The sequence below is a fragment of the Lactobacillus sp. ESL0237 genome (assembly GCF_003692985.1).
In the GTDB taxonomy this organism is placed as follows: domain Bacteria; phylum Bacillota; class Bacilli; order Lactobacillales; family Lactobacillaceae; genus Lactobacillus; species Lactobacillus bombicola.
Map to the genome: position 1 here is coordinate 1 of NZ_REHE01000023.1, position 1327 is coordinate 1327.

A 1327-nucleotide genomic window follows, 5' to 3' on the forward strand; every position below is an offset into this window, starting at 1 on the left:
TATTTAAGGAGGTTAGAAATGAATAAAATCTAGCTAGTTTAACGTCGTTTTGGACGGTCTTAATAGCTATTAGGAATTACCCTAATTTTTTGACAATACCATAATACAATAGATTATGACCGCTTGGCTTTCGCTCTTTGACCGCTCTTATGTCGCTCAATGACCGCTTTTTGAAATTTCCTCAGCCGTTTCTAAGCTCTCAAAAACTTGTAAATCTTCAATGGATGAGCCATCTTCTTTTCGCCAGAAATCAAAGCGTTCAGCAAATTCAACACACGCATCATTCTTTACCTCATTAAATCTAGTACTTTGATATCCTAACTTAGACCTAATTCGGTCATTAGACCAGTGTTCAATAAAATACAGATAAATAATAATCCCACTAATGTGGCTACAACTGCTAATAGTGTGATCTACTGCCAGCACGCAAGCTTGAGCATCAAGATTAGCTGTCATTCGCTCGTCTTGATGATTAAGCCCATCATGGCCGCCAACATTGTTAGGATCAAGTGTTGGACTAGATATATCACTCAAATGTTTGTTGGCCAGATTAAGATAATGACCAAAGTCTTCTGTAAAAAAATCCTTAACTGCCTGTGCTGTTTTGGCTTTATCTAACTTCGCTTTTTTAAACAAAACTAATTGTTCAACTCCAATCATCATCCTAACCAACTTATTTTTTATTTATCTTACCGTTAACAATATACAAATCACCTAAATCAATGTCTTGCCAATTATACTTATTTCTATTCTGTATTAGTTCATAACCTGCATGGGCTAGATTTATCTTTGCCCCAATAAAAGATGGACAATTGACCATATAACTGTAACCAGTGTAAGTTGTACTGTAGATTTTGGCATAAGTTATTTCGTTTATCGCTAAATACTTAAATTGTGGATGAGCAACAAGCTTATTTTCACGAATAACCTTTAAAATCACATCGTCTGAAGTATCCATTGCTTCAGCAATACTCCTTATGCTGTATCCTTCGTCCAACAGTCTTGCAACATTGTCACGGTATCTATCGACTTTTATTCGGTTCTCAAGTCCTTCAAGTTTGTTACGTAGCTTTATTAACATCTCGTCATTTTCAGGAATATAACCCCTATTTTTATATCTATCTTCAAGATAGTGTAACAAGTTATATGGTATAGTACTGCTCATCAGTAATCACCTTCCTTATTCTTCATGCCACAAGGCTGTCACTTCTACTTGTGGCTTTTCTCCGTACCATTTTTCAACGGTCAAATCGACTACTTGCTTATCGTCTCTATATAGCCCTTCGCTTAGGCACACAGCCTTGTGCAATGCGTGATTAACTTTCAT

The 1327-nt window shown here is 36.1% G+C and carries 3 protein-coding genes; all 3 read right to left on the reverse strand.

Features of this window, described 5'->3' with window-relative positions:
* Window positions 1-156 precede the first annotated feature (156 nt).
* From F5ESL0237_RS08335 to F5ESL0237_RS08655, 3 genes are read right to left on the reverse strand one after another with little or no spacing between them, the layout of a single operon-like run.
* Entirely contained in the window at window positions 157-663 is a 507-nt protein-coding gene (locus F5ESL0237_RS08335) for an ArpU family phage packaging/lysis transcriptional regulator (protein WP_122025212.1), read from the reverse strand.
* Between the two features lie 10 nt (window positions 664-673).
* On the reverse strand, window positions 674-1165 hold the full coding sequence (locus F5ESL0237_RS08340; RefSeq protein ID WP_122025213.1) for a hypothetical protein: 492 nt from the start codon (window positions 1163-1165) through the stop codon (window positions 674-676).
* Window positions 1166-1180: 15 nt separating this feature from the next.
* Window positions 1181-1327, reverse strand: coding sequence for a RusA family crossover junction endodeoxyribonuclease (locus F5ESL0237_RS08655; protein ID WP_122025214.1), 147 nt, complete (start codon window positions 1325-1327; stop codon window positions 1181-1183).

What these genes read in the sequence shown, in the direction of transcription:
- F5ESL0237_RS08655 (WP_122025214.1), bottom strand. Translation starts at nt 1,327, where the DNA reads ATGAAAGTTAATCACGCATTGCACAAGGCTGTGTGCCTAAGCGAAGGG.
- F5ESL0237_RS08340 (WP_122025213.1), bottom strand. Translation starts at nt 1,165, where the DNA reads ATGAGCAGTACTATACCATATAACTTGTTACACTATCTTGAAGATAGA.
- F5ESL0237_RS08335 (WP_122025212.1), bottom strand. Translation starts at nt 663, where the DNA reads ATGATGATTGGAGTTGAACAATTAGTTTTGTTTAAAAAAGCGAAGTTA.